This is a genomic window from Novipirellula caenicola (assembly GCF_039545035.1).
GTDB lineage: Bacteria > Planctomycetota > Planctomycetia > Pirellulales > Pirellulaceae > Novipirellula > Novipirellula caenicola.
In genome coordinates, this window is sequence record NZ_BAABRO010000014.1 from 43,932 (window position 1) to 70,391 (window position 26,460).

Annotated in this window: 12 protein-coding genes; 4 read left to right on the forward strand and 8 right to left on the reverse strand. The window is 56.7% G+C overall.

Features of this window, described 5'->3' with window-relative positions:
- Positions 1 to 44: 44 nt before the first annotated feature.
- The 4 genes from ABEA92_RS22890 to ABEA92_RS22905 are packed head-to-tail and all read right to left on the reverse strand — an operon-like array spanning position 45 to position 11,649.
- Entirely contained in the window at positions 45 to 5,915 is a 5,871-nt protein-coding gene (locus ABEA92_RS22890; RefSeq protein ID WP_345686572.1) for a hypothetical protein, read from the reverse strand.
- A gap of 3 nt (positions 5,916 to 5,918) precedes the next feature.
- Positions 5,919 to 8,366 (reverse strand): glutamine amidotransferase, encoded by a 2,448-nt coding sequence (locus ABEA92_RS22895; RefSeq protein WP_345686574.1) that lies wholly within the window; start codon positions 8,364 to 8,366, stop codon positions 5,919 to 5,921.
- Between the two features lie 8 nt (positions 8,367 to 8,374).
- A complete protein-coding gene (locus ABEA92_RS22900; protein ID WP_345686576.1) occupies positions 8,375 to 10,750 on the reverse strand; it encodes a BatA domain-containing protein in 2,376 nt (791 codons plus the stop codon).
- Complete coding sequence (locus ABEA92_RS22905) at positions 10,747 to 11,649, reverse strand: DUF58 domain-containing protein (RefSeq protein ID WP_345686578.1); 903 nt, start codon at positions 11,647 to 11,649, stop codon at positions 10,747 to 10,749. The genes ABEA92_RS22900 and ABEA92_RS22905 overlap by 4 nt, the downstream gene beginning before the upstream one ends.
- 285 nt (positions 11,650 to 11,934) lie before the next feature.
- Here ABEA92_RS22905 and ABEA92_RS22910 point away from each other — a divergent pair, with 285 nt between their 5' ends.
- Together ABEA92_RS22910 and ABEA92_RS22915 are read left to right on the forward strand one after the other, a co-directional pair.
- On the forward strand, positions 11,935 to 13,095 hold the full coding sequence (locus ABEA92_RS22910; protein ID WP_345686580.1) for an AraC family transcriptional regulator: 1,161 nt from the start codon (positions 11,935 to 11,937) through the stop codon (positions 13,093 to 13,095).
- 184 nt (positions 13,096 to 13,279) lie between these two features.
- The gene (locus ABEA92_RS22915) at positions 13,280 to 13,696 is read left to right on the forward strand and encodes an OsmC family protein (protein ID WP_345686582.1); all 417 of its coding nucleotides are present in this window, start codon (positions 13,280 to 13,282) and stop codon (positions 13,694 to 13,696) included.
- Positions 13,697 to 13,724: 28 nt separating this feature from the next.
- Here ABEA92_RS22915 and ABEA92_RS22920 read toward each other — a convergent pair whose 3' ends face one another.
- From ABEA92_RS22920 to ABEA92_RS22930, 3 genes are read right to left on the reverse strand one after another with little or no spacing between them, the layout of a single operon-like run.
- Entirely contained in the window at positions 13,725 to 14,930 is a 1,206-nt protein-coding gene (locus tag ABEA92_RS22920; RefSeq protein ID WP_345686584.1) for an efflux RND transporter periplasmic adaptor subunit, read from the reverse strand.
- A 1-nt stretch (position 14,931) separates the two neighbouring features.
- On the reverse strand, positions 14,932 to 17,295 hold the full coding sequence (locus ABEA92_RS22925; RefSeq protein ID WP_345686586.1) for an ABC transporter permease: 2,364 nt from the start codon (positions 17,293 to 17,295) through the stop codon (positions 14,932 to 14,934).
- Positions 17,296 to 17,298: 3 nt separating this feature from the next.
- Positions 17,299 to 18,039, reverse strand: a complete 741-nt coding sequence (locus tag ABEA92_RS22930) for an ABC transporter ATP-binding protein (protein WP_345686588.1) — start codon at positions 18,037 to 18,039, stop codon at positions 17,299 to 17,301.
- A gap of 612 nt (positions 18,040 to 18,651) precedes the next feature.
- On the opposite strand from ABEA92_RS22930, the gene ABEA92_RS22935 reads away from it, so the two are divergent.
- Positions 18,652 to 19,821 carry a DUF1559 family PulG-like putative transporter gene (locus ABEA92_RS22935; RefSeq protein WP_345686590.1) on the forward strand — a complete coding sequence of 390 codons (1,170 nt, stop codon included), beginning with the start codon at positions 18,652 to 18,654 and terminating at the stop codon, positions 19,819 to 19,821.
- Between the two features lie 174 nt (positions 19,822 to 19,995).
- Complete coding sequence (locus ABEA92_RS22940) at positions 19,996 to 20,166, forward strand: hypothetical protein (protein WP_345686592.1); 171 nt, start codon at positions 19,996 to 19,998, stop codon at positions 20,164 to 20,166.
- A gap of 340 nt (positions 20,167 to 20,506) precedes the next feature.
- Here the strand turns inward: ABEA92_RS22940 and ABEA92_RS22945 are convergent, their stop codons facing one another.
- Entirely contained in the window at positions 20,507 to 26,455 is a 5,949-nt protein-coding gene (locus ABEA92_RS22945) for a protein kinase domain-containing protein (RefSeq protein ID WP_345686594.1), read from the reverse strand.
- Positions 26,456 to 26,460 lie beyond the last annotated feature (5 nt).

A 26,460-nucleotide genomic window follows, 5' to 3' on the forward strand; every position in this document is an offset into this window, starting at 1 on the left:
CCGCACCCTAAGGTCGGTCGGCCGCAATTGGGGCGGCGGCACTGTTACTGCTGCTTGGCGGCTCGGCGTGCAACAGCTTGGAAATAAGCTTCGATTTGCTGCTGGTATTCCGGGGCACCCAAATTCGATTCGGTCTCTTTGGCATCATCGGTTCTTCGTTCACGAAGCTGGCCCCACTGGGATCCCTTGCGGTTTTCTTGTTTGGCATCGATCGACTCGCTGTCGGCGATCCCGTCGGAGGACGAGGTGCTCATCGTGCTGTTGGACGATTGAGCCATCGATTGCGAACGGGACTCAGCCGGGTTGCCCTGCTGCGCCGCGTTGACTTGGGCTTGACGTTGCTTCGCCATTTGCTGGGCCTGTCGCTGCATTGCCGCCGCCAGCGTCGGCGAAGCCTGGCCAGCGGTTTGGCCTTGGGGTTGCCCTGGTTTCCCCGGTTGGCCCTGTTGCCCGGGCGTGTTCGGTTGCCCGGTCTGGCTTGGTGCAGCGGCCTGAGCGGATTCCCCCTGCTCGCCGGATTGGCCTTGCTCACCAGGTTGACCCTGCTCGCCAGGTTGATCGTTGGATGGTTGCGATTCACTGGCGGATTGGGCTGTCGAACCCGACATCGCTTGGTCCAATTCGTCAAGCGTTTGGGCAAGTTGGCGGGCGCGTCCAGCGGGCGTATTGGCGGCGGGCGCCGGCGCCGACGGTGACTGGGCTGACGGTGACTGGGCGGACGGTGAAGACTCCGAGGCCGATGGCGGCGTCGATGAGCTGGCCGGTGATGAGCTGGCCGGTGATGAGCTGGCCGGTGATGCGGTTTGCGATGCGGGATCTTCCGGCAACGCCTCGGCCAACATGCTGGCCAATTGGTCGGCTTCGGCTTGAATCTGCTCTCTTGCCTCGGCAACCCGCTGGTTCGCTTGCGCGGATTTGGATTGGTCCGCGCGAGCCTCGGCAAGTGACTGTTCGGCCGCCTTGGAACTCGCCACCGCATTTTGTTGGACTGACTCGGCTGCTTCACTCAATTTTTCGGCAACCGGATCCTTTCCGAGACGTTCTTCATGTCTCGCAGCCCGTTCGAGAAACTCCGCTGCGGTTTCGGTTTGCTCGGTGATTGCCGCTTGACTAGCGGTCGCATGCTCGGTCGCCGGGGGTGCTGCACGTAGCGACTGAGTCGACGCGGATTGTTTGGCGAGTTCATCCAGTGTCTTTTCGACCTGCTCTAGCTCGGCACTCGCTTTCGCTGCCATTTGCGCCGCCATCTGTGCTGCGGGGTTGGCTTTATCGAGCGATTCAGTTCTTTCGGACTGAGCTTCCTTGCGGGCTTTATCCGCAGCGTTCTTCTTGTCTTGAGCAAACTGTTTCGATTGACGAGCCGCGGCTTCGGCCGCTTTGGCCAATGCAATGCGTTCCTCAGCTCGCTCGATCTCTTGGTCTCGCCACGTCTCGTCGGAATTCTGTTTCCGCTTCTTTTCCAAATCGCTTTTTTGCCGTTCGGCGCTCTGAATTTCCCGCTTCGCTTGGCTGATCCGGTTGTCGGCGGCTCTTTCGAAATTGTCCCATCGTTTGCGTTCGTTTTCCGCATCCTGGCTACGACGGTTCCGCGATTCTCGCTGCAAGTGGCTGGCTTGTTGTTCCAGCGATTGTCGTTCTTTTTCGCGCGGGGTGACCGACTCGGACGCTGCGGCGTCAGCTTGCTGCTTCAACTGCTCGGTCGCCTTGCTTGCCGATTCAATCGCTTCTTTGGCTTGCGTTGCGGCTTGGTTCATCTCGGACATCAACGCGTCGTCGTTTCGGCTGTTTTGCACAGCTTGAGCCGCTTTCTGCAAGTCGTCACGAAGTTCGGCGACGTCGTCTTTCAGCTGCGGTTGGCGTGCGAGGTTGGCTGCGCGTTCGGCTTGGTGCAACATCGCGTCACGAACCGTGTTGATCGATTCTGCAACCTCTTGTAACTGTTGCCGCATTCGCTGTTTTTGTTCTTGAATTTCGGGATCGCTTCGCTCGAGGCTTTTGTTGATTTCGCGTTCCGCCTGGGCGGCTTGATTCAGCGAAGCCGCGGCCGTTTCCGCCGCATTGGCGGCGATGTCTGACAATTCATCCTGCATCAATTCGTTGCGTTGCAATTCGCGTTCGAGCTGCTGCATCAATGCTTCGGGGGATTGGTTGGCGGCGTTGGCCAAGGCTTCGGCTTGATCAAAACGTTGCTGCAGTTCAGCGGCTTGCTGCAATTCACGCTCCGCTTCTCGCAATTGATCTCGCGACTCCGAAACGTCTTCGCCTGCATCCGCACGCTCAAAGTGTTCCGCCGTTTGCTCAAGTGCTTCTTTTAAATCTTCGAGCGATTGGGCGGCTTCATCGAGTCGCTCTTCACGCGGTTTTGCTGCAGACGTGGTGGTTGCGGCGTCCATTTGTTGCTGAGCGCGTTTCAACGCATCGGCGATTTGGGCCGTCGCCGCGTCGGCATCGCGAGCCAATTCACGCTCAGCCGAATCGGTCAAATCGACGTTGTTCGCGCGGTCGGCCAGCCGCTGCATCGTTTCGGTTGCGGCTTGTTCGGCGGCTTGTTGCTGTTGGTCAAGCTGTTTTGCAGTCTCCGATGACGCGTCCTCGCGTTGTTTGGTGCGCTGTTCCGCCTCGGCTGCTTTCTTTGCGGCTTGGCGAGCCTGTTCCGCCAGCGTGGGCACGTAACTCAAAATCACCTGCCTTGCTTCGTCCACCAGCGGCGTCAGCGGCTGGACCGCCGCGTCGAGTTTGGCCACGGCGGTTCGTAAGAATGCGGATGCCGAGACGAGGGTGCTTGATTCCCAACGACGCGGACGGATCTGTTCGGCAGCTTGTTGGATTGCACCGCCGTATCGAGATTGGTCAATCGCATCGGTGACTGACGACGGAACCCCGGCCGAACGTAGCGAACGCACCGCGTTTTCCATTTCGTGCATGAAGCGTTCAACCCACATCGGATGTTCCAATCTCGCGTCGGCATAATGATCCAATCGGTTTTCTGCCAATTGCAACGTCGCAAGTTCGGTCTGCAGTGTGGTTACTTGATGAGCTGCAAAGATCACGGAAAATGCTTTGGACAACTTTTCGTAGACGTCGGAAATCGGTTCCTCGTGATAGTCTTGATATCCTTCGGCGCTAACGTTTTTGACAGCGCGTAAGAACAGATTCGTGTCGGAAGCATAACTTAGATCCACGATCGGCCGTGCCCGGTGAAGCGATTCTTCTTGCTCGAGTCGTGCGATGAGATCCGAGATGGCCGCGTCGTAGGCGGCTTGTTTCTCTTTCAACTGACGGTTCGTCGTGGCGGCTTCGTTGGCATCGTCGATCGATTCAAGTTTTTGCAGCAATGCCTTGGCGGCGCGTCCATCATCGTTTGCTTGACGCAGGATCTCGTGCGGTTTGCGGCGCTGTGAATTCAGCTCGCTGAGCAAATGTTTTAAACGGCCTTCGAGCTGTTGGTCGATCAAGTTGGATGTGACATGCGACGATAGTTCGTCGGCGTATTGCTGCATCAAAGAGCGAAGGTTCTCGCGCCCCGGTGGGTCATTGATGGTGTTGCGATGTCGGATTTGCCAAGTGCTCGAAAATTCGTGCCATCGTCGCAAATGACTGCGATGAGATTCGGTGAGAAGGTCCGAATAAGTTTCGATCAATGCATCGATTGTTTTCATGCGAGCGATGGCGACGTTGACGTATCGTTCGAACAGTTCAATCGGCACCTTGGCCTGCGGGTCAGCGATCGGTTGGACGCTACGCAACAACGCAGCAGCGTCGGTCAGGACGCCGACGTCCATGTGATGTGCAAGAAACGAGCGTGCAAATTCTTCGATTCGTGAAACTTCATTGCGTGTGTTGGCCAATCGATTGTCCAAACGCTTGATCGCATTGCGATCGAACTGCTGTTTGTCGTCGAAGATCGCCGATTCGTCGCCGCTTGGATTGACTAACCCTTTGATTTTGGATTGCAAATCGACCACTGCTAAACCGATTTGTTCAAGTCCGGCGGATTGGACTGGATCGTCGCTGTGAGGCAGGACGGTCATGATCCGTTGGATCAACGGCACGCTGGCATCGGACAACAGCGACGCGTCGTTTTGCAGATTTTTTAGCTTCGATTGGTCCAACTTACTGGCGTTGTCATCGCTGAGGTGTTCCCGATACTGATCGATCAGCGAATATGCATCGGTTGTCCAGTCGATCGTCTCGCTGACGACTTCGCTTAAACGGTCCAAGTGATCTTGCCGTGATTGCGTGAACCCTTCGTCGACAATCAACACCTCGATCAATCTCGATTCACCACGTTGGCCTTTGCGGTCGACGGCAACCACCCGCATATGGATGATGTCGCTGCTGACCAACGTCGTCGAATCGGTCGGCGAGTCGTTGCGATGCATCAGATCCCAGTTCCATGTCGGAGCAAGTTTCGTTTGCGGCGATTCGATGGGGATCGTAAATTGATCGGGAATCGACGCGTTGACCTGAAACTCGAGGAAAACATCGTCCACCGGCACATCGTCTTCGATCGACGCAGAGAGCGATAACACGTCCAGCGGTGACGCCAACATGTTGGTTTTTGTCTCGTCACTCCAGCGGACCACAGGTGGCGTATCCGGGATGGGCACGATCGTGTACTGCGGACTAAACGGATTGTCGAGATCCGAGTCCAATCCGATGGCATCAAGCTGGTAATTTCCAGGCGTTTTGATGGGTAGCGAGATCGTGAACGATGTCGGATCGTTCTCATGTGGTTTCAGAGGTAACACCACGCCCCGGGTTCCATAACGCAGCGTCGCATCGCGAACGGGTTGGTCAAATTGAATCGTCAAGTGCCCGGTCGTACCGGCCAAGGCCGTCAGATCACCGTGGTCGGATGTCTCCGTTAAATCAGGAAGTTTCGCGTACTTGGGAAACTCGTATCGTTTTTCCAGCGAAACGACGCGCGGGCGGGGCAGGGGTGTCAACGTATGCCAAAGTGTCACGGCGTCTCCGGCGAGCACGCGATACTGAACCGGCGTCGTTTTGATCGAAAGATTGGCTGCGAATGCACTTGGGGCGGGGTCGCTTGTGGACGTGCTATCCGATGCGAGGGTGGGATCTACCGAATGTGGGTTTAGCAGCGGCGCACGTGATAACATCGTCGATTCGAATGTCTCGCCGTCGACCCGCCACTGAATGATCACGTCGTCCATCATTTGTTGCCGTTTCGCTACGGCCGACGGCGACCGTTCCGAAGGACGTGGCCAAGTGACTTCGACGACCACGGCGACCGCATCCCCTTCGGCCACATTGCGGGTTGCCGGAGTGGGCTGGATGATTTGAATTTTGATGTCCGATGCACGCTCGATGGACGCCATCGGCAACATGGCTCTTGCCATTCGGCGACCAAACTGCAGCGACGGAATCAACGCCAACAGGACGCAAATCGCCAGCACCACCGATCCTGCGATCAACCATTTGCGAATCATCGCAATCGGCAGCAGCCCAGTGACGTCAACCTTTTGCAACCGGCGTCCCACCGAGTTTTGCAACCGGTTTTGTAGTTCAACCGATCCGTTGGCGAGCCGCGGATCAGCGAGTTCCACTGCTGAAAGCAGGTCGTCACGTACGCGTGGGGCGGTCGATTCAAGTTGACGGGCAAGCTTTTGTGGATCTTGGTGACGTAGATGACGCAGTCCAAAGAACCAAAGCACTCCGGCGGTCGTTGCGTAAGCCGCCAAACTTAATGTCATCCGTAGCGAATCAGGCAGCAGCCAAAAATGATCCGCAATCGCAACGACAAACAGCGTCCCAAAAAAAGCCAAGATAGCGATTGCCGCACATCGCAGTCCGATTAACCATCGACGCCGACGCGCAAACGACTGAAGCGCCGACGCCGTCGCGGGATCAAGTTTTAAATGGTTTAGGAATGAAGAGCCTGCTGCGGACATCGTTTACACCAACCCTGCTCGTTTGCGCAACAACCATTCGGCAGTCAACAACGCGATGACCACCCAAAACCAATAGAACGACTGCCAAATCAGAACATCCGACTCGATCACTGAACCACTTGACAACGGTTTGAGTTGTTCGAGCAATTGGTCGGCCGATGACTCATGGAAATAGCTGCCCTTGCCTGCCTGGGCAATTTGCATCAAGGCGTTTTTATCAAGCCCCACGCGACGCAGTTCGGCGTGATTGGGGGTCCCCACCCAAATCGGCGTCGTTGCTTGAAGTGCCGTGGAATCAAACCCGCTAGCACGAATTCGCACCTCATACGCACCGGGGTCCAGCGGCTGTGTTTCGCCTTGGTAGGTTCCTCGCGATGGATCGTCGATGGACAACGCGACCGTCGCAACGACGCGATCGTCGGTAACCAACAAAGCATCGACAGTGGCATCGCCGATGGGTTTTCCCGTGGGACCTTGCAGTCGCACGCGAATCAGCGACGAATCCCCAGCCGCGTATTCGACTCGATCCGTCCCGAGCGAGACAAAGGAATCGCTTGCCGAGTAAGGCGGCTGCATCACCGCGCTGAGCACTTGGTTCCAAAATCGAGCATGCAGTTCGTCTGCCAATTTGTAACGCCAACGCCACGATTGATCCGACGAGAAATAGAACACACGGCCTGCACCGAATAGACGAGTGACAAGCCAAGGGGTGGGTTTCCCGTCGCGGCTGACCGTGTTGGCCCAAACTTCGGCACCGGCTTGCGGCTGCACCTGGTTGACATATTGCGGCGGCGGCAACCGTGACCACATGTCGGCCACGCGGGTGACGTCGGAGTTCTCGCTTTGGCGAAGCAGCATCATGGGCTGTTCACCACCGGTCACCGTCGGCAAAATCTTGGCGCCGTCGATTACCGCATCGCCCCCGGCGTAGTTCACGGGAATCAGATCGGACAAGAATGTCTCTGCCAATTTGCGGACTCGCTGGTAACGCCCATCCACCACAATTAGCCCGCCACCACGGCTGACAAAATGACGCAGCAGAGCCGCGTCGGCATGTTTGAATTGCTCGGGCGGTATTTCACCCAGGATGATTGCATCGTATTGCGAGATCGCTTCGGCATCCGCTGGGAATTGTCCCGATTGACTGCCACGTGTCACACTGGGCATATCGGTCCCGGGGCCATACAGCACTGTGTCCACTCGCCAAGCGGGATCACGCTGGAACAGATTGCGAAGGTAACGCGTTTCCCAGCGGCTCGAGCCATCAAGAATTAACAAGCGGCGATCTCGTACCGAGGCGGCCACTCGAAATGGCATCGAGTCGTTCTCGCTCATCAAGTTCCCGGGGGCACCTGAATCGAGTCCAACCGAGTCAGAGCTGACGCCGCTGTCGACGACCGCCCGCAAATCCAGTGCGACCGCATCGCGGCTGACCCCGCGCACGGTCGCCTGCTGAGTCGCCTCGACCAAGGAACTGACCTCAAAGTCATAGTCGACTTCGATCTCTCCCTCGACGTCTGGTGTGATGGTGTGTTGCCACACGGTTTGGTTTTGATGCTCGATTCGCAACCCCAGCGGTTTGCCGGTCATCCCAAACTGCTTGACGATGATCGTTCCCGAAAGCCTGCCATCGGCGGCCACGGAATCGGGACGAATCACCTGAGCGATCCCGACGTCAACCGGCTCGTCTTCGGAGCCCATGCCAAGCGTCATCACTTGGGTGGCGGATGCTGCGACACGGCGTGCGGCGTCCACGGGCGAAGGACCAAGGTTATGGCGACCTTCGCTGATGATCACGATTGCCGAACGCACGCGTTTGGATTCCGATTCCGATTCGTCCGAGGATTGGGCGTTTGCTTGCGGCGTGTTACGGTCGGACTCCTCGGCGACGGAGTCCAGCGTTGATTGCACACCATCCGAGTCGACTTCGACAATCGCAGCGGACACCGCTGACGCCAAATTGGTGCGTCGGTCCTCGGCGATCAATTGTAATGATGTTTCGAGCGTTTCTTCGTCACGATTGGACCACAGCGGCACGGGGGCCGCGGCACCGAAGCCGATCACTTCGATGTCGTGCGTTTCGCTCAACTGGTCGACCAGTCCGAGATGCTCTGGCGTCCCCACCAACAGTCGCGTGGCTCGCCGGATGCGTGATTCCGAGGTGTCCGAACCAGAGCTGTCGGTCATCGACATACTGGCCGATGTGTCGATGGCGAACGTGACCTTTCCCAGCGTGCCGATCTCTTGACGACGGTGCCAAACGGGGCCGGCCAGGATGAAGATTACCAATGCGACTGCGGCGGCTCGTAGTGCCGGCAGCAGGTACGAATAAGGACTGGCCATCGTGCGGGTTTCGCGAGCGTAATACCACATCACGGCAAACGCAGCCAACAGTGCTATCGCCAACACCACGGTGAATGGCAATTCACCCGCAAAACGAATCGTCGGCATGAACTCCATTACGCGATGCTCCCGTGGTTTTTGTGCACAATTTGTTGCTGCACCACCATCTCTAATATCATCGCCAACAAGAGTGCGACCAAGAACCAACGCCATATCTCGCGGCCGTAACGTCGGTTTTGTTCTGCGGTGACGATCGAATCAAGTTCGCTGTGCACGGTGGCCCCAATCATCTCGGCTGCGGCGGCAATCCGTTCGGGTTCCGTGTCACGCAGCTGCGATTCCTCGGCGGGAACCTCGGCGACTCGGACGGTTGACGTCACGACTCGCTGACCATCGGCTTGTGGACGTATCTGGCGGAATCGATAAACGCCCGCTTGGCGTGTTTGCGTCCAAACCAGTTCAGTCACGTCGTCGGCCGTCGATTCGGTGGGCAGCGGAATCGTGATTTCGCTGGATTGTGGCGGCTGCACCGTGAAAATCGGCGGTTCCGCATCCGAGTTGTCAGCAAGTTGAGACTTGGATTGTTTGCCTTTGGATTGAAAGGGGCTATTTTTCGGATCGGTTGAATCAGACTCATCCGTCTCGACGTCCTCTTGCTCGAATTCGTCCAGCGTTACGATCATGGGTTCACCGGTGGTCACGGTGGTCGCTCGTCCGCTGCCGATCAAATCGAGTGCCAACTGTTGCATCATCGGCACGTAGACGCGTCGCAGCGGAAGCGACGTCCACGAATCGTCCGCGGGAATCGCGAATTGGACCACACGTCCACGGCCGCGCTGGGCCGAGACGACAAGCGGATCGCCGTTCGACATCGAAGCCAACACGATCGAGTCGGAATCAGGCGAACGCCCCGATTCGCCATCCTCGTCGTCGCTATTGGATTTCGTGCGAGGAATTAATTTGCGATAGGCGAATACGTCCACGCCCGAGAGGGGGCGTTGGTCGCCGGGGGCGAGTCGCGACCATGGGGTGTATTGCGAGTTCAGGTTGCCAATTCGAATCGGTGTTTCACCGTCCTTGTCGGTGTTTCCGATAATTGCGTCCAATTCAGCAGGAAGCGGCATCTGACCCTCGCCGCGAGTCCACGATTTGGTATACGCAGCATCGGTAAGGTTCGCACCATCGAACAAAATCAACGAGCCGCCGTGGTAAACAAAGTCGGCAATTTTAATTTGTTGCTCGTCACTGAGCGAGGCGACATTGGCCAACACCAAGATGTTGGGTGGTTGTTCGCTGATCCGTTTTAACAATTCGGATGCGGAAATCACCGAGGCACGTACCGCGTCGACTTGATCTTGTTGGGCAAAGGCGAACGGGCTTAGTGCGATGGCCAGAAAGTCGGTCTCGCCTTCGAGAGGTTCTTTTCCCGGTTGTCCGTCGACCAACAACACATCGATCTCGCGAATCACCTCGACCGCGACACTTCGCCGGTTGTCTTCGAGCAGCGCGTCGGGATGCTCGACCGTCACGGCGGTTTCGTGGATACCGGATGTCGAAAACGCGGCGGTGTGTTTAATCGTGGATGTGGACCGCGCCGCAACCGACACCGTGCCCGATTCGGCATTGACGCCATCGATCGACCAAATGACTCGCGCATCGTTGACGGCTTTATCGCTGGCGTTGCGGATTCGCGCCGTAAACGACGTGCGACGATCGGGGACCAACGCAGGCGACATCGTCTCGATCGAATCGACGGACAGATTCGATTGGTCGTTCAACATGCCTCCGACATTCAAGAAATGGATCGCCGGGCGTTCCAAATCGCTTGGCGATGCCTGCATCAGTGTCTTCAACCCCTCGAGCGACGCGTCATTGACGTTGCAGCTCTGGAAATCGGAAACGATCAACACTTGACGTTCGAGATGTGATCCATTGTCGGCTGCGGCGATGCCGGCGCGAACCAGCTTGGCAAGATCGAAGGGGCCCGCCGAAGCGGTCAGTCTGCGGAGCCGGTCGCGTGCATCGTCGCGCCCCATGGTGGCTTGCCCGACCGTGGACGCAACGGACTGAATTTGGCTGGCTGGCATCCAAATGATCTCGTCTCGCCGGGACATTTTGGCCAAGTAATCGCCAAGTTGGTTTTTGACGCGATCGACGTTGGACACTCCCGAATCGTCGCGGGCCGCCATGCTGAGCGAATCGTCGATGATCATCACGACGGTTTGTGGCGAATCACCCGGCAAGGCTCGGCAACCGGTCAACAGCGGCAGTGACAAACAAAACGCCAACAGTACGGGAAGCAAGCAACGCAACAACAACAGCAACAAATGCATCCACTGGATCCTTCGCCGATTGATGCGGACGACCGGTTCGAGCAGATGCATCGCTCCCCACTGGATCGTTTTGAACTTGCTTCGGTACAGCAAGTGGATGGCCAGCGGAATCGTAAAGGCAAGGGCGCCAAACGCGAGCAGCCCATTTAGAAACATCATGACAATTGCCTCCGCAGGGCAACGTATTGATGCAACGCGTCGTCGTACGATTGGTCGGTGCGGATGTTGACCAAATCGACTCGATGACGTCGGCAGATGTCACGCAGTTGCAGGTTGTGTTTTTCGAGTCGCTCGAGGTAGGCTTTGCGAATGGAGACCGCGTCGACGGTTTGATCTTCGGCACGTTCTTCGAGGTCGTGAAATTGAACGCGTCCGGTGAACGGAAAATCGACTTCGTCAGGATCCAGGATGTGAAAGAAGATGACTTCGTGTTTACGCGAGCGAATTTGTGCTAACGATCGGTTCAGCGTATCAAGGTCTCCCATCGCGTCGGACAGAATGACAACCAACCCACGTCGGCCGAGTTTGGGGACTAACATGCTGATCGCTCCGCCCAGATCCGTTTCCAGCCCAGGTGGCGGCCCGCTGAGTGCTTCGATGACAAGCCGCAGGTGTGATGGGCGACCGCGAGTGGGGACCATCGTTCGTGGTCGATCGTCAAAGGTGATCACGCCCGCGGCGTCTTGTTGGGCCAGCATCAGATAGGCCAATGACGCTCCCAACCGCTGAGCATATTCGTCCTTGCTTAGTCCGCCCGATCGCTCGCCGCGATACATCATCGAACCGCTGCGGTCGACCACCAATGTGCACCGCAGGTTCGTCTCTTCTTCGTATTCGCGGATGTACAGCCGATCGCTCTTTCCAAAGGCCTTCCAGTCGATGTTTTTTAGTTCGTCACCGGGGACGTATTGACGATGTTCTTTGAATTCGACGCTGAACCCTTTGTGCGGTGAGCGGTGTCGTCCCGAGCAGAACCCCTCGACGATCTGCCGCGCCAACAATTGCAGAGCCGCGACACGTGAGAGTTCGCGAGGGGTGACGAGATCCAGGATTCGCATGGAAGATGAAACCAGTGAGGTGGGAACTCGGGATCGCGGCGAGCTTCGATTCAACCGGCCAACATCAACCGGTCGACTTCAAATTAGGGGGACTCTCGGGCGGTGAGATACCCAAAACAGGCAATTTATTGGCGATCCCGCCCCATTATATACAGGATCGCGAGGCAAGATGCGCCCTGTGATTGATTGCATTTTAGCCTACCCGTATGGTGGCGTAGGCGTTACTGTAAACCTTGCCCCGCGGTTGGCTCGATTCGATCTCCTTTTTCTACCTCACTCATTCTCATGCTGCAGAAAAAACGCGTTGCGTTGATGATCGAAACTTCAACGATTTATGGGCGGGAATTGCTGAAGGGAGTCATACGGTTTCGGCAGACGCACCACGATTGGTCGATCTTTCTCGAACAGCGCGATCTGACCGCGAAACCGCCGGCATGGCTGGCGGATTGGAAGGGAAGTGGGATCATTTCGCGTGTCACGACGCCCGAGTTTGCCAAGGCGGTCCGCAAAAGTGGCATTCCGATCGTTGAATTGACCGACCGTGGTCAAGATTATGGGTTCCCGGTGATTCGTAGCGATGACGATGAAATTGCTCGCTTGGCAGCCGAACATTTGATCGAACGGGGCTTTCAGAATTTTGCCTATTGTGGTTTCGAGCACGAAGAGTGGTCGACGCGGCGGGAAACCTCTTTCGCGCGGTACGTTGCCCAGCCCGACAAGCAATGCGCGATCTATCGCTCGGTATGGCAGGGGCCCGACGCGAGAACGGCCGAGGACGAGCGGACCGAGCTCGTCCGCTGGCTTCACAGTCTGCCATTGCCGGTCGGGATCTACTGTTGCAGCGACGTCCGCGGTCAACAGGTACTCGAGGCGTGTGCCCAAGCCGATTTGGTGATCCCCGAAGAAGTCGCGGTGATCGGAACCGACAACGACAGCGTGATTTGCGAACTTTGTGATCCGTCGATGACCAGCGTGATTCCCGATGCGGAAGAGACGGGGTTCCAGGCCGCTAGTTTGTTGTCGCGATTGATGGACGGCGAAAAGCCGGATGAACTGCTGCACGTGATTCGTCCGGTTGGAATCGAAGTTCGGCAATCGTCCGATATCGTGGCAATCGATGACCCCTCGATCGCGACCGCGCTGTCCTACATTCGCGAGAACGCTTGTAGCGGGATTACGGTCCAAGATGTGATCGCTCATTCGGGACTCTCACGCAGTACCTTGGAACGGCAACTGCGAAAACTGCTCAGCCGGTCGCCTCAACAAGAGATCCGCCACGTGCAAATCAAACGAGCCCGTCAATTGTTGATGGAGACCGATCTGCCGATGGACCGGATTGCGGCGCTTTGCGGTTTCGATCATCCCGAATACATGCACGTCGTGTTTCGCCGCGAAACCAACATGACCCCCGGGCAATATCGGCGGAATCTGCGAGCGACCAAATAGCAGCGACGCGGTCGCTGGCAAGTTCGGTCGCAACGCCACTGGGGTAACAACGCTTCTGTGGTGAAAACGAATGTGCGACCCTCACCTTTCCCTGGCTCACTTCATCTTCCTTGGCCATTCCTCAGGTCCTCGGGGCCTCGGCCGATTTCAACCCGCAACGTTTCCAACGGAGTTTTTCTGAAACATGTCTGTCAATATCCAAGCGGTCTACACTGGCAATCTCGGCGTCCGCGCAACCCATGGGCCGAGCGGCAATCAGCTGACGACCGACGCACCCGTGGACAACGGTGGGCAGGGAACCAGTTTTTCACCGACCGATTTGGTGGCCACGGCGCTGGGCAGCTGTGTGCTAACGATCCTGGGGCTGGTCTCGCAGCGGCATGATGTCGACTTGACGGGAACCAAGGTTAGCGTGACCAAAGAAATGATCGCGCAACCGGTTCGCCGAATCGGACGACTTGAAACCATTGTCACGGTCCCCGCCGGATTGGCGAACGATGCGGCGATGCGAGATCGATTGGAAGCAGCGGCGCGAAAGTGCCCCGTCCACCAAAGTTTGCATCCCGATATCGATGCGCCGATCACGTTTATCTACGAGTGAGAGGTTTGTTGTCGACGCGTGAGATCGCTTAGGAGCTGGGCTTTGCTCGCACCGCCGTGCCTGGCGTTAAGGTGTCGCTTGGATAGACGATCACTTGGTCATTCACGTTCAGCCCCTCGATGATTTGTGTTTGCGATTCGTTTTGCATCCCAATTTCGACGGGCTGAAGCGTTGCCTTGCCGCCGACGATGGTCAACACATGCCATTTGCGTTGATGACGAAACAGTGCGCTGTTGGGGATCCGCAAAACATCTGATAGTTCGTTGACGATGATTCGCGTTTCGACGCGGTAGCCATCACCGAGTGACGCGATGCGTTCGGGAGGCTCGTTGAAGTCGGCGATCACGTTGACTCGCTGCTCTTCCACGCCGAGCGACGAGACCTTGGTAAACGCCCCCGGTTCAATCACTCGCACATAACCGTTCAGCGGTGTTTCGCCTCCCCAATGTTCGATGGTCAATTTGGCCCCGGGTTTGATTCGCACCGCGTCGGTGGACAGCACGTCGATCTCAATCTCGAGATTGCGTGGGTCTCCCAATTCGATCAGCGGCGTCCCCACCGGAATCACAGCGGAACTTTGCTGGATCACGCGAAGCACGCGGCCGGTGATGGGGGACATGATTTCAAACGGTTCGACGGCAGTGTCGTCATTCGTTTCAGCAAACTGCTCGACGGCGGCTTCGGCCATCGCCAATTCGTATTTTGCAATTTCCACGTCAAAGCGTGCGGTTTGAATCGCTTGTGCGGTTGCCAATTGTTCGGTTTTTGCAATGTCATATTCACTCTGTGAAATCGCATTCGAGGGACGCAGTTTTTCAGCGCGTGCGAATTTGGTGTTTGCCAATTCGTGATTAATCACCGCTTGTTCGCTGGCGGATTCGGCTCGCCGCAGTGCCGCCTGCGCGGCCTGGACTCGCGCCGTGGCTTCGGCTTGGCTGCGGGCGTCTAAAAACGCCGGGACGCTCGGCAAGATGACGGCCAACAGCGTCGCTTCGCTACAATGGTCACCCGCATCGAGTTCGATTCGCGAGACGCGTCCCATCACGGGCGCAGACACAATGTATTTTTCGCGAATGCGAGTCTTGCCGTCCTCCTGCACCGTGACCTGCAGCGTTCCAATCGACGCCGTCGCGGCATCGACTTCGATTGGCTCGGGGAACATCGCGAAAATCGATGCCATCACCGCGGCCACGATCAAGATGCCCCACAGCAGCGTCTTTAGTGAAAACTTCATGTTATTCTCGTGTTTTGAGCACGCCGACCAAATCAAGATGGAAGATGCGTCGCTGGACCACCCACCCCGATAAAAACGTTGCGATGATGACAACGCCGCAGGCCAGTGCGTAGGTATCGCGGCTGACCACCAAAGGGATGCGGTAGTTTTCGGTGTCCAGCCCGCTGGCCATCAACCCGGCCAAACCGTAGCCAATCCCACATCCAAGCGGAATCGCCACCAGCGTGAACAAAGTAATTTCGCCTAGCAACACCATCGAAACCTCGCCTTGCGTGAACCCGATCACACGCATCGTCGCAAGGTCACGACTGCGTTCGGACAACGCGATGCGAGCGCTATTGTAAACCACCCCCATCGCAATCACAGCGGCAAAGAAAATGATGAACGACCTCATCACGAGAATGTTTTCCGCTACCGTTTGGCGGAAACTGATTAGCACCGCGTCCTTGATCGTCACGCTGGCGACGCCCGGGCGAAGTTCCAGCTCTTTAAAAACATCATCGATTCGATTCGAATCGACTTTCAAAAACGCTCCGGATGCAACATTGGATTCTTTCAACATCGCATGCATTTGTTGCTTGTTGATGTAGGCATTGATGCCCGCGTATTCTTCGACAAGTGCGGTGACTTCGATCGTCAAGGTCGGCCGTTTGTCCTCGAGCACTTCGACGGTAACAAAGTCGCCTCGATTTACCCCAAGCAAACGAGCAAGTTTGGTGTTCAGCATCACTCCGAATTCGGGCACCACCACCGCTTTCTCGTTTTTGTCAAGCAAACGATACAGTGACGCATCACGCTCGAGCCCCATCAATCCGACGCGTCGAGATCGATTCTGGAAATGAATCCGAGTCGCCACGCTGCGGAATGTTTCGCTGTCCAACACGCCGTCCAAGTTGCGGACCTCGTACATCACCGACGCCGTTGCCGGTTCGATAAACGTGACCATCAAATCTTGCCGCTGTGCCAATCGGAACTGGAAATCCATCATGTAGTTCATCGCATCAAGCGAGAAGCTTCCCAGCACCATCACCGCCGCCGCCATCGCGATTCCTAGTACGGAAAAGCCGGCCTTGATCGGGTAGCGAGCGATGTTCCGCAAAATCATTCGCATTTCCGCGGGCAATTTGTCTCGCGGCACGATCCTCTCTAGCAGCGTCGGTTTGAATCGGGGTGGCGGCTCAGGACGCATTGCCTCGGCAGGCGGCAACCGAATGGCCTTGCCAACGGAGATCCATGTTCCCAAGCAGGCGGCGGTCGTCGTCATAAGAAAACCCAATGCAATCGACATCGCGTCGATCTGGATCGTCAGAAACGGGAATTTGTAAAACTCGCCGTACATCTTCGTCATCCCTGACGCCATCCATATCCCGAATCCGCTGCCGACGATGGTTCCGCTGACGGAAATGAGCAGCACGAAGTTTAAGTAATGAAAGCCGACTTGAGCATTGCTGTACCCGAATGCTTTGAGCGCCGCGATTTGTTCGCGCTGTTGAATGATGATCCGCGAGACAACGATGTTTAGCAGGAACGAGGCGACCGATAGAAAGATCGCCGGCGACATGATCGCCATGACACGTAGTTGCTTCAGTTCGTCCGAGATGTATTGATGCGAAATCTGCTCACTGCGATCGTAGCCGCCTACACTTCCATACGGCTTTAGTAACCGATCGAGATGATCGATCACTTCGTCAACGTTGCTGCCATAAGCAAGTTTTAGCGACACACTGTTGAACGCTCCCGCCATATCAAAGGCCGCTTCGAGATCTCGCTCGTTCATCCAGAAAACGCCAAAGCGTTTGTTGTCGGGCATGATGCTGCCCGGTTGAATCTGCATCACGTATTCGGGCGACATCGCAACGCCGACAATTTTTAGCGTTTGTCGTTTGCCATTGATGACCGCGCTGACGGTGTCGCCGGCAACAAATCCATGTGCTTCGGCAAACACCTCGGACACCACGACTTCGCCCGTGCGCTGGGGTTCAATCATCCGGCCACGCGAAATGTAGATCTTGTTCAGCAAACACTCGCCGGAATCGGGGACTGAAATCAATCGTGCGGTCGCGGGTTCCGACATCTCCGGCACATCCAACAGCACATCGAAAACCAATCGCGTCTCGACCGCCGCGATGCCGTCGATTTCGCGAATGCGAGGCAAAATGGCGTTAGGGCTGCGGCTTGTTTGGGCAAACACGTCGGCAAAGCGGAAATCGCGATAGAATGTCGCTTTGCTGGTTTCAAGCGAGTGGTACGCGCACATCGACATCACAAACGTTGCCACCCCGGCGGCGATCACACCGAGGATGGCAAACACTTGCCCCTTCATGTGGAACAGATCTCGCAGCAATTTTTGATCCAGCTTTCGCATCGATTACCACCGCAATTGAGATGCTTGGATTCGATCGGGGTTGTCGGTGATGCCGGCGATCATTCCATCCGACAATGAAATGACACGGTCTGCCATTTGCGAAATCACCGCGTTATGCGTGATGACGGCTGTGGTCGTGCCAAGTTCGCGGTTGATTCGCGAGATGGCTTCCAGGACCAATATTCCGGTTTGGACATCCAACGCCCCGGTCGGTTCATCACACAACAGCACGGCTGGATTCTTGGCAATCGCCCGTGCGATCGCAACTCGCTGCTGCTCTCCGCCAGACAACTGAGCAGGGAAATGATTCGCGCGGTCCTTCATCCGCACCATCTCCAATGCGTCCATCGCATCCATCGGTGACTTGGCAATCTCGGTGATCAGTTCGACGTTTTCGCGTGCCGTCAAACTCGGAATCAAATTGTAGAACTGGAAAACAAACCCGACGTGGTCGCGGCGGTAACGCGTGCGGTCCGTATCGCTAGCCGTCGTCAATTCGTTGCGGTGGTAATGGACGCTGCCTGCGGTGGGCACGTCCAATCCGCCTAGGATGTTCAGTAGTGTCGATTTTCCGCTTCCAGAGGCTCCGAGCATCACAACAAATTCATGTTCGTACAGTTCGAGATCGATTCCTCGCAGCGCCTGCACTTGGACTTCGCCCATGTCATAAATCTTGGTGACACCACGAACACAAAACACGCAACTGTCTTGATTGCTGTCGGATTGCATTTTAGGCGTCGTCAAATCGATCGATTCCAGCAAGGCATGAAGAGAATGACGAGGTACTGATCGTCTGTACTCTTAGCATAGCAGCGCTCGGGGAGCCGCACCGCGATCGGTGACGCAGTGTCCGGCAAGCCGTAACGCGCGACGGCCAATACCTTAGCCCTGTCGTGATTTTTGGTTGCGCATGTTTTCAAACATTCGCTCCACCAAATTCCGTAGGCCGCTAGGTAGCGGATGGTTTCGTTGACAGCCAGTTAGATTGACAGACAGTCGAACTGTGTGTTGCAACAAATACCAATGCCGCTGACGATCGACGTTCTGCCGCATCGATATGGTACTGCCGCATCGATATCCGAAGAAAAAAATCTCAATCTGACGACGCAATAAAGTTGGTTGCTTTCTGGCCCCCCGGTTGGTAAGATTTTGCAGCGGTGCATGTGGATGCGTTAGAGCGGGGGTGCTGTCGGTTTGGCTGCCATAGCGGTGAAGAACAGTTGGTTCTATTGACTTCATTCGCGACGACTTTTCTATCAAATACGTCGCATGTGTTTATTTGCAACCGCAATGTTTGCTCGTCTTTTTTTCTTTTGTGACGATTCAGCTTCTTTTTTTCTTTTGAAAGGTGTCAGCATGAAAACGTCTCGGCGACAACGTGGTTTCACGTTGGTGGAATTATTGGTGGTCATCGCGATCATCGGGGTACTCGTAGGATTATTGCTTCCGGCAGTGCAGGCGGCTCGCGAAGCAGCGCGGCGGATGAGTTGCAGCAACAATTTCAAACAGCTGGGTTTGGCGCTGCATAACTATCATTCGGCTTACCAACAGTTGCCCATGCAAGGCACGGGGACGTTTGATCCGGCAGCCGACAAGGGCACCGGTGATGTCAAACCCGGCCACAACGCGCGGCGGTTAAGTTTCTTGGTCGGGATGCTGCCGTTCATGGAACAACAAGGTTTGTGGGAACAAATCAGTAACCCGTACCAAGGTTGGGCCGCGATGGGACCAACCGGCTGGCAATCAGCGTACGAGCCGTGGGGGACGCAGGTTGCTGGGTTGCGTTGTCCAAGTGACCCGGCGCAATCGACCTGGGGCATCGCGACGACCAACTACGCAGGCAACTGCATCGGTGATTCTCCGAGCTATGCGCATGCTGGTGTGTGGGAGTTTTCGGGAACCAGTTGGAAGCAAGACGTGATCGAAAAACGACGTGGGTGCACACGCGGCTTTTTTGTTCCACGACACAACAGCAAGTTTCGCGATGTTTTGGATGGATTGGCCAACACCGTAGCGATGGGCGAAATCGTCAACGGTCTCGGTGACAACGACGCGCGAACGGTGGTCAATCAAAATCATGGTTGGGGCGGCACGGGCGTTCGCAGCCGCGCGGACGTTTGTAAAAAGGACCTCGACCCCGAACGACCGCAATTTTGGAAACCGGGGCTGACGTCGCTGGAAACGGCATCGTCACGATCGCGTGGGGCACGGTGGAGTTACTCATTGCCGCTGTTCACCGGCACCAGCTATTCGACGGCGCCCAATAGTGAATTGTGCTTTGGCGCGAACTGGGAAAACTCGGGCCAAGCCCCCACCGGCAGCCATCATCAAGGCGGTGCCCACGTGTTGATGGGCGACGGTGCGGTCAAATTCATCACCGACTCGGTCGATTGTGGCGATGTTTCGTCGCCCGCAGTGATGCCTGGTGATTCGACGATGCTTCCTGCCGGAGCCGAAAGTCCCTACGGATTGTTTGGGGCGTTGGGAACCCGGGCGAACAAGGAAACCATCGACGGCGAATTCTAAATCCGTCAAAACCGAGACGACCGATGCGGTGCTACTTTGATTTCGGCATCGGTTGTCTCGTTCTGATGTTGTCAGTGCGATTCGCCGTACGGGCGAATCGCACGACGAAGGTGTCTCGCACCAGTTTCAGTGGCACATGCCCTTTTTCCATTTCTAATTCTTTGATTGGTTCACATGATGATGAAACACATTTTTGCATCGACTCTCTTGCTTTGGGCGTCCATGCTTGGCGCAGTAACACTCGCTGGATGCGGCGGAAACAACGAAAATCAACAGCTGGCTCCGGTCGAACTCAGCGACGAGGAATTAGCCGAGGAACGCGCCACTCCCGAAGCAGGAGCATGAGCGTGGCGGGGTGATGCTGTGATTTTTGAGGTGAGATAGTTTCAAGTCACCTCTCCACCAACTTCGTTGGGGGAGAGGTCGAATGGAGCCTTCAGCGACATTCGGGTGAGGGGGCTGACCGAGCAAGCCGCATGCTGACGAAGCCACCGATTGCACCGGACTTGCTCGGGCAATTGCTCGGACGCCCCCTCACCCGAGCAACGCCTTTAGGGCGTGCTCGACCTCTCCCCCGACTTCGTCGGTGGAGAGGTGGCTGGAGTGGAGACCAGCGATAAACTCGTTCCCAAACCCGGCGTTCATTCGTATCTCCCAGCACACGATTCCCCCCTCATTCCATTTCTTACGGCGGGGTGATTTCGGCGGGCCATAGGATGACGGTGCCATCGCGGCTGGCCGTCATCAATAGCTCGCCGCTGGCGGTGAGATCCACCGCGGTCACGCTCGATGTATGTTGCTGAAGTAATAAAAGCTCGCGGGCGAGAGACGCCTCGGCGGGATTTTGGGCTGACACCTTCTTGGCATCATCAAGCTGGTCAATTCGCGGATCCCAAACACGGACCGTTTGATCTTCGCCCGCGGTGAAGATCCGCATGGATCCGCTGACGTCTTGCAGGATCGCGATATCTTCGATTCGCTGGGAATGACCACGCAGCTCAATGGGCGATGTTGGCGACGGCTGTGGTTGCTCAGGTACTTGCCACAAATACGCAACCGATTCGGTGCTTCCTGCGGCGATCCAGCGGCCGTCCTCCGATGCGGTAACGCAAACGAAGCTGCCCGCCCTGGCTTGCTGGAACACAATCGGATCGGCTGGAGTGTCGATTCGCCAAAGCTTTGCCACGCCACCGGCACCGCAAGCGAGCAGCGAGGTTCCGTCAGCCAAAAAGGTGACCGCACGCACAGGAGCACCAAAGTCGAATTCGCTTGATGCCGTGACTTGTTGCGTATCAGGATCCCAACGCCACAAACGCACAAAGCCATCGTCGCCGCCGGAAACCAGTCGGTAATCCGGTGATCCATCGGTCCGGTACCGTGGTGCAAATTCGACCGAGCGAACGGGGCCGTCGTGCGCCACTTCGAGCTTGCCAAGCGGTTGCAGCGTTGCACCGTCCCAAATCTTGATCGATCGACTTCCCGTCGCAATGTAGTTTCCATCGCAAGAAAAACTTGACTGGACCACCGCGGCGTTGCCGCGAAAGCTGCGAACGTGGGTACCCTTTTGAACGTCCCACAAAAACGCGCCATCTCCGTTCAAGCTGATAAATCGCGATTCATCGATCGGTTTGATCGCGGCAGCGTTACCCAGTTCCGCCGGTAGCTCCATCGATGCGATCTTGGTCGCAGAGTCCAAGTCGTTTGCGATCCGCCAAGCGTCTACCCGCGTCGGTTGGTTTGACTTGGAAACGACCGCGACCATCGCGGTATTTCCCTCGTCCGCAAATGCAACTGAAGCGATTCGCTGCTGCTGACGTGGGTTCGGAGTTGCCGCTGGCTCATCTGCGCTGCCCCGCGTGGATCGCACGAGCGTGCTCTGCTGCAATTGGCGACCTTGCCCCGAATTCAGGTCCCAAAGATGGACCGAGGTTTGCAACCGATCGACCGTGCTCAATTCGCTTAGTGTCAACGCGAACTTGCCATCGGACGAAAGCGAGATGGACGTGACGAACCCTTCGTGATTCATCTCGGCGACACGAGTACGCGACCGCAGATCGATCAATGAAAGAAGACGGTCGTCCGATGCGACCAAGATATGGTTGCCGTCCGAGGTGAAACGTGCGTCATTGATGCGGTTGCCACGCAATAGGTCAATCGGATCGCCAATGGTTTGCCCGGATGCTCGGTCCCATAGGAAGCCGCGTCCCGCTCGGTCGGCAGTAAACAAACGCTTGTCGTCATCGGAAATCGCAAACGCGGTGATCGCTTCGGTGTGCTTGCCCAACGGGTGCACGCGGGTTGGCGCGGCACGTCCATCGAGGTTTACTTTGAATAGCCACCCCTTTTGGTCGGGTGAGCTCGAACCGGTCAAGACGTACTGACCACTCTTTGATAACGCAAATGATTGATTCAGTCCGGTTCCAACCAATTCTCCTAACTCGGTTCCCCGGTCGATATCCCAAATGCGAATGACCGCATCGGCACCGCCGACATACAGACGCCGCCGCGGCGCATCGACCGCCATCGACATCACAATCGACGTGGTGCCTTCGCGAAGGGTGGTTTGGGCATCGTCGATGGGATCGGTAACGACGCTGCCGATCGCTTCGAGATCCAATGTTTCGCGATCGATTCGCAGCACTTTGGCAGTCCGGTCGCGGCTTGATGTGACCAATCGGCGGCCATCGGGGCTAAAGCGACATGCCCAGATTTCGTCGGCGTGAGCTTGTCGCTGTGTTAGCCCTCGGTTTGAACCGCTCTGTTCATCTTCGGTGGTGGTTCCATTGGCGGCGGTGGCATCGGATCGGGTTGCGATCAGGTTGGTTGCAACGGAATCGCCCACGTAGGTGTGGGGTTTCCATGTTCGCAACGAACGGTCCATCGATGATGATAGGATTTGGTCTGCTTGGTCATTCAAAAACGTGGCTTCGGTAACCCAGCCACCATGCCCACGCAATGCCAATTCGAGCTGGCGTGTTTGGGTTTGCCATAGTTTGATCGTGTAGTCGTCGGCGGCGGTAAGGATCGTGTTGCCATCGCGCGAAAATTCGATCGCGCGAACGACGTCGCGGTGGGCTGCATCGATCGGTTCCAGTGCCAATGCATCCGATTGCGAATCTTCGGCATCGCCGAGATCCGATGGCTGCAGCGAAGGATCGGATAGCGGCACCGACGCGACGGGTTGAGATCGTTTGACACGTCCATCGGAACTGGACTGCGTGTCCGGCGATTCAAGTTGCTGGATCGCTGAAGAGATTGCAGCGTCATAATCAATCGGTGTCACCGTCTGGGGCCGCCAAATCAAAACACGCCCCTGGTCGTCGCCCGAGGCGGCCAGTCGACCATCGGGACTTAACGCGACCGAGGACACGGGGCGATTGTGGTGCTCGAAAATGCCGGGACCTTCCGCCTTCCATTGATCGTCGGTTTTGCGGACACGCCACACCGCGACATGACCGGACGACGCATCGGCCGATGCAGCGACCAAAACCCAGGCCGCGCCGCCGTCCACCGCCGCAATGTCAATTTGCCGTACCGGGGTGATGTGCCAGCAATCGATTTGCTCTGTCTGCGAGTCTAGATCCCAAATGCGAACCGTACGATCCTGGGAACCGGAAACCAGCATTGCTTCGCCGAAAAACTGAAGATCTGAAACGGCGCGATTGTGGCCGCGAAGTTTGCCGATGGTGTTTTGTAATGACGTGTCCCAAAGCTCAATATCGCCCGACGCCATCCCCAGTGCGATGCGGTTTGCATCGGCCGAGATTGCCACGGCAACCACCGATCCACTGGCAACACGCCGAGGTTGATGCGAGACAAATTCTCCGGCTTGGTTGACAACAGCGCGGACGACCGTACCGTCGCCCAATGCGGCAACGGCGACGCGGCCGGAGGGATCGATTGCCAAACTGACGACCGGAGCCGAGGTGTTAAGCGAGGATCGCGATGGCGCTACCTGACGCATCAACCAGCGGTATTCCCAAGGCAACGGCCGAGAGTCGGTCTTTGTGGCGGGATCAAGATTCGTGTCGTTGTCGTTTGTCGTCTGGGCATGCCGCTGTGCGATATGCTGCAATGTTTCGCGTGCCTTGTCGAAATTGTTGCGATCGATACGTGCTTTGGCCAATCCGATATTGGAAACGTAGCTTTCGTATTCCGCAATCTGTTGTTGGCGACGGGCTTCGTCACGCGCGGCCACCGCCTCGGCAGCGTTTTGGATGGCTTGATTACGAGCCTCAATCTCTGCTTGTTTGGCTTCTTTTTCCGCTTGCAATGCTTGTTTGGCTATTTCGGTTTTTTCCCGGGCCTCCGCAGCTTTGGCTTTCGCGATCGCTTCTTGACGCTCAGCTTCGTCTTTGCTCTCCATCGCCAGTTTCGTTGTGGCGGCGAGCTCTTTGTTTGCTTGTTTGGTCAGCTCTTTTTCTTGATTGGCCACATCCATCGCACGAATGGCAATTTGTTTTTGTCCATGGATGATCCATGTCGCTACGCCGCTGCCAATCAAGATGAACATCAGCATCGCGACGGCGAGTCGGCGGAGCCAGCGGAAGCGACGTTGCCGGTTCGCACGCTCACGGACGGCCGTATGGACTTTGGAAAGTAGTTCGGTGTGATCTGCGTTGTCAGGATCGAGCAGCTGGATGGCGTTGTCATAATCTTCGTTTTCAAAGGCAATTTTCGCGTACTGCAGCGTCGATTGGGCAAGTCCCTCGGCGGCGCGGCGGTTGCCGTCCCATAACGCGATCGCTTCTTCGAATCCGTAGATCGCTCGCGATAAATCGGCGTAACGCTTGGATGCGACCCCGCTGGCCAAATCTTCGGCCGCACGACTCGTCAATGCAATGCTTTCGGCATGACTGCGATAGTCACGAATCGCCTGTTGGAACGCAGGCACATCCGGGTACCGATGCAACGGGTTGGTCGACATCGCCTTGAGTGCGATATCCATCAATTCGCCCTTGTGCTTGTCCGCGACGTCACGAATGGTATTGTTGGCGACCGCCTTGAGACATTCGCGTACGTTGGGTCCGTGATGCGGCGCGTCGCCCGTGATGATCATGAACAATGTTGCACCAAGCAAATACACGTCACTTCGCTGAGTGATTCGCGAGATGGGCCCCGTCGCCATTTCGGGCGCCATGAACGCTGGGGTGCCGCCCAGCCCGGTTACGGGAAAGACCGATTCGTGTTTCTCGAACGCTTCGGTTGGCAACGCCAAACCCCAATCCATCACCATCACGACCCCAAAGTCGCCCAGCATGATGTTCTCGGGTTTGATGTCGCGATGCACCACGCCTCGGGTGTGAGCAAAGCCGACCGCGTCAGCGACCTTCAATAGGATTTCAAGGTTTTCGTCGCGAGATTTCTCGGCAATGACCTTATTCCAAGGCGTGCCGACCACCCGCTTCATGGCATAGAAAAGCGTGTCCTGGCCCATCACCGCGATGTCGTGAATCGGGACAATGTTGGGGTGGTCGAGGTCGCCGGTGACCACCGCTTCGGACAGGAATTGCTGGCGTCGGTTTTGTTCCACGTCCGCCAAACGCCCAGACGATTGCAGCTTTTCTCGTTTTTCTCGATCCAGTGGACGAATGATTTTGACGGCGATCATGCGGTCGAGCGACTCTTGTTTGGCAACGTAGACATTTCCCATGCCACCTTTGCCAAGCAGTCGTACCAACTGGTAATCGGATGCGTCTGCCTCGCTACTTGTCCCCTTGCTGACGTTGCGGGGAACGATTCGCAAGTTGGTTTCACGCAGCGAACGTTGGATCGCCGGAGCTAACTGGCTCGGCTCGTTGCGTTGGGTTGCGGATTTGGCCAGCGATTCCCATTGGACCGCGTCTTCGTCGGACAATTCTCGCGGATTGATCGTCGCTCCGATCTCGCGACTTGTCATCACGGACACAGCGGGACGTTCCGCCGACTCGTTTTCTGCTTCGGACTGTTTCTCGGTCGCTGGTTCTTTGCCAATCGGTGGTGGAATCGATCCGATCGCCACGGTGTGATCCGGAGGCTGCGAAGGATCCGGCGACCGGGGCCGCGGTGACGGACCGCTGCCACGTTTGCCGTCTTCATTAATTTCAGGCGTTTGTTCCAAGTCGGCCGCAGAAAGCGTTCGATCCAGTTCATCGGAACGCGTCTTTTGATTTGCCGCAGACGATGACCCGTCCGCGTCCATGTCGATGGTTTGATCTAACGGTTCGGTGATCGCAGTGGGATCAACATTGGGAAGCGTTTTGGACGCGTCCGCTGCAGAGGCACTGTCGCGGGAAATTTCGGGGTCGCTGGAATCTGTGTTCCTGGGCGCAGCGTTGCTTGGAACCATGATGGTCGCGTCTAAGTCGACATTTGCATCGGTATCATCAAGCGATTTCAGCGGATTCGGGTTGGCTGCGGGAGGATCGTCAATGTGAATCGTTTCATCGACCGCGGGCTCTCGGCGAGGTGGCGGATCGCCCGCAGCATTGTTTTGGTTCACTGGGTTTTCGTGACTCGCCGCGTTTTTTTGACTCGCAGCGTTTTTTTGATTCGCAGGGGATCGCTGCGACGGACCGTGATCGGTTTGCCGCGTGGGGGCATGCGGTGTGTCGTCGCCCGGGTCGGGATTCGGTGGTGAAGGTTGCTTAGCCATAATGG